This window comes from Falsiroseomonas sp. RANM36 (genome assembly GCF_056682175.1).
Genome location: NZ_JBWXTD010000005.1, coordinates 514,917 through 518,517, shown reverse-complemented (window position 1 = coordinate 518,517; position 3,601 = coordinate 514,917). Strand labels below are relative to the sequence as shown.

Below are 3,601 nucleotides of genomic sequence, written 5' to 3'. Positions count from 1 at the left end.
GGGGGCGGGGGGGGTTTTCGGGCGGGCCCGCGAGGGGGCCCGAGGGGCGGGATGCCGGGGACGGCCCCGCCGAGCGGCCGCGACGCCAGGGGCGCGCTGGCCGGCATGGGGTTGATGCTGGCCTGCTGCCTGCTCTTCGCGGCCATGGGCGCCTGCTTCCGCGCCGCCATGCTGGAAGGCCTGCCGGTGCCGGTGCTGCCCTTCGCGCGCGGCCTGTTCACCATGCTGGTGATCCTGCCCTGGATGCTGCGCAACGGCTTCGCCGACCTCGTGACACGGCGGCCGGGCGCGCATCTGTTCCGCATCGGCGCCGGGCTGACCGGCTTCTTCCTGCACATGCTCGCCATCCTGTGGCTGCCGCTGGCCGATGCGGTGGCGCTGATGCATGCCCGCCCGCTCTGGGCGCTGCCGCTCGCCTTCCTGATCCTCGGCGAGCGCATCGGCTGGGACCGCGCCATCGCGGCCGCCATCGGCTTCGCCGGCGTGCTGATCATCGCCGGGCCGCAAGGAGAACTCTCCGCCGGCACGCTCGCCGCGGTGGGCGGCGGCATCACCGGCGCGCTGGTGCTGATCGCCATCAAGCAGCTGTCCGCCACCGAGCCGCCTTCGCGCGTCGTCGCCTGGTACGCCATCGCCAGCGTCGTGGTCTGGGGGCCGATCTCGGCCTTCGTCTGGGTGACGCCCTCGGGCACGGCGCTCGCCTGGCTGCTCGCCGGCTCGGTGCTCGCCATCCTCGGCGATTTCTGCGCCTCCTGGGCGGCGCGGCGCGCGCCGGTCGGGCTGCTGGCGCCGGTCGAATACGCCCAGATCCCGGCCAGCGCCGCGCTCGGCGTGCTGATCTTCGCCGAGACCCCGGGCTGGAACCTGCTGTGGGGAACGCTGATCATGGTGGCGGCCACGCTGTATCTCGCACGGAGTGCCGGACGATGAGCGACGCGGCGATCTTCGCCCCCGGCTTCGCGACCACGCCCTGGTGGTGGGAGGACGCGCCGCCGCCGACGCCCGCCCCGCCGAACCTGCCCGACGCGGCCGAGGTCGCGATCATCGGCGGCGGCATCGCGGGACTGTCCTGCGCGCTGGAACTCGGCCGCGCCGGCGTGACGGCGCTGGTGATGGACCGGGAGGCGATCGGCTGGGGCGCCTCTTCCCGCAATGGCGGCGCGCTGTCCGGCGCGGGCAGTCTCGGCCGCGCCAAGTCGGACGTGGCGAAGGGCCTCGATCCGAAGCTGCTGGCCGCGATGGTGGAGGAAGCCGAAGCGAGCTTCGACGCGCTGGATGCGCTGATCGCGCGCGAGGGCATCGACTGCGCCTGGCGCCGCTGCGGCCGCTTCGTGGCCGCGCATACCGAGGCCGCGATGGCGACGCTGGCGAAGCGCGCCGCGCTGCTCAACGCCGCCGATCCCGGCGGGGCGGAGCTTCTGCCGCGCGAGAGGCTGGCGGAGGAACTCGGCACCGCGCGCTATCATGGCGGGCTGCGCATCGCGCGTGCCGGCGGGCTGCATCCGGCGCGCTACGTGCAGGGCCTCGCCACGGCGGCGAGGCGTGCGGGCGCCACGCTGGCGGGCGGCGTCGCGGTGCAGGGCATCGCGCGCGAGGGCGCGGGCTTCGTGCTCGCCACCTCCGCCGGCGCGGTGCGCGCGCGGCATGTGATGGTGGCGACCAACGGCTACACCGGCCGCGCCACGCCCTGGCACCGCCGCCGCGTGATCCCCGTGGCAAGCTACATGATCGCGACCGAGGAGCTGGGCGCGGACCGGGTGCGGGCGCTGCTGCCGCAGGCGCGCGTCTATGGCGACACGAAGAAGATCCTCTACTACTTCAGGCCTTCGCCCGATCTCGGGAGAATCCTGTTCGGCGGCCGCGCGACGCTGTCCGACACCGATCCGCGCATCGGCGCCCGCTGGCTGCACCGCCAGCTGCTGCACCTGTTCCCGCAGCTTGCGGGCACGCGCATCACCCATGGCTGGAAGGGCAACGTCGCCTTCGCCTTCGACATGCTGCCCCATGTCGGCGTGCAGGAGGGGGTGCATTTCGCGCTGGGCTGCAACGGCAGCGGCGTGACGACGATGACGCATCTCGGCACGGTCGCGGCGCGCATGATGCTCGGCGGGGACAACCGGATCAGCGCCTTCGCCCGCCTGCCGATGCCCACCATCCCCGGCTACACCGGCACGCCCTGGTTCATGCCGATCGTGACGGGCTGGTATCGCCTGAAGGACCGGCGCGAAGGCTGGGCGGTGTAGCGCTGCGGGGCGGGCGGGATTCGCCTTGGCCGGCTTGACCGCGGCGCCGAGATCATGCCTCAGGATATCGCGCACCGGCGGGCAAGGCCCCCCCGCTTCCCGCCGCCGGCATCGCTGCGCCGGCCGATCCGAACAGAAAGGGAGACATCATGACCTTCCGTCGCCGCACCCTGCTCGCCGCCGGCGCCGCCGCGCTGGCGCTGCCGCAGATCCGCACCGCCCAGGCGCAGACCGCGCTGCGCTTCAGCCTGGACTGGGCGCTGCAGGGCAACCACGGCATGTGGGCGCTGGCCGAGGATCGCGGCATCTACCGCAATCTCGGCCTCAGCGTCCGCATGGACCGCGGCTTCGGCTCGGGCGATGCGATCGTGAAGGTCGGCTCCGGTGCCTATGACATCGGCTTCGCGGATCTCTCCGGCGCGGTGAAGTTCAACGCGGAGAATCCGCAGAACCGCCTGGTGATGATCTACCCGGTGTTCGACCGCACCGCCGCGGCGCTGATGACGCTGAAGGGCCGCAACATCGAGAAGCCGCAGGACGTCGCCGGCCGCAGCCTCGGCGCGCCGGAAGGCGAGGGCAGCCGCATGCTCTTCCCCGCCTTCGCCCGCGTGGCGAACATCGACACCAGCCGCATCCGCTGGACCTCCATGGCGGCCAACCTGCGCGACACCATGCTGCGCACCGGCCAGGTGGACGCCGTGACGGGCTTTCTCTTCACCGTGCATTTCAACCTGGTCGGCCTCGGCATCGCGGAAGACCAGATCCTCGGCTGGCCCTATGCCGAGAACGGTCTCGACATCTACGGCTCCGGCGTCTTCGCCCGCGCCGACTGGCTGGAGCGCAACGGCGAGACCGCGACGCGCTTCGTCAAGGCCTCGATCGAGGGCCTCAAGCTGCTGCTCAACGACGTGCCCGGCGGCATGGCCGCGCTGAAGCGCCGCGAGCCGCTGTTCAACGAGGAGCTGGAGGCGCGGCGATTCGCGATGACCCGCGACCGCTCCATGCTCACGCCGAACAGCCGCGCCAACGGCCTCGGCTATCTCGACATGGCGCGCGCGCGCACGCTGGTGCAGGTGAACGCCGAGGCGCTGGGCGTGGCCAATCCGCCCACCGCCGAGAGCATGTTCACCGATCGCTACCTGCCGCCGAAGTCGGAGCGCATGATCTGATGAAGCTCCTCCTGACCGGCGCGCGGGTGCTGTCGCCCGACGCGCTCTCCGCGCCGTTCCAGGAGGTGCTGATCGAGGATGGCCGCATCGCGGCCATCCTGCCGCCCCGCCCCCCCCGGCCGGGCCCCGCGCCCCCAGACGCGCCCCACCCCCACGGGATCCCCGGCCGCGTCAACGGCCCCCCCCCAA

The 3,601-nt window shown here is 72.9% G+C and carries 3 protein-coding genes and 1 pseudogene; all 4 read left to right on the top strand.

Annotated features, from left to right (window positions below; translation table 11 throughout):
- The first annotated feature begins 51 nt into the window (after positions 1–51).
- Positions 52–930: a DMT family transporter gene (locus AC1MIR_RS20485; protein WP_480030030.1), complete on the top strand. Its 879-nt coding sequence runs from the start codon at positions 52–54 to the stop codon at positions 928–930.
- Positions 927–2,243, top strand: a complete 1,317-nt coding sequence (locus AC1MIR_RS20480; protein WP_480030029.1) for an NAD(P)/FAD-dependent oxidoreductase — start codon at positions 927–929, stop codon at positions 2,241–2,243. Before AC1MIR_RS20485 ends, AC1MIR_RS20480 begins: the two co-directional genes overlap by 4 nt.
- A 149-nt stretch (positions 2,244–2,392) precedes the next feature.
- Positions 2,393–3,412, top strand: coding sequence for an ABC transporter substrate-binding protein (locus AC1MIR_RS20475; RefSeq protein WP_480030028.1), 1,020 nt, complete (start codon positions 2,393–2,395; stop codon positions 3,410–3,412).
- A pseudogene (locus tag AC1MIR_RS20470) lies at positions 3,412–3,601 on the top strand (amidohydrolase family protein); the annotation flags it as partial. The gene AC1MIR_RS20475 and the pseudogene AC1MIR_RS20470, both read left to right, overlap by 1 nt.

What these genes read in the sequence shown, in the direction of transcription:
- AC1MIR_RS20475 (WP_480030028.1), top strand. Translation starts at nt 2,393, where the DNA reads ATGACCTTCCGTCGCCGCACCCTGCTCGCCGCCGGCGCCGCCGCGCTG.
- AC1MIR_RS20485 (WP_480030030.1), top strand. Translation starts at nt 52, where the DNA reads ATGCCGGGGACGGCCCCGCCGAGCGGCCGCGACGCCAGGGGCGCGCTG.
- AC1MIR_RS20480 (WP_480030029.1), top strand. Translation starts at nt 927, where the DNA reads ATGAGCGACGCGGCGATCTTCGCCCCCGGCTTCGCGACCACGCCCTGG.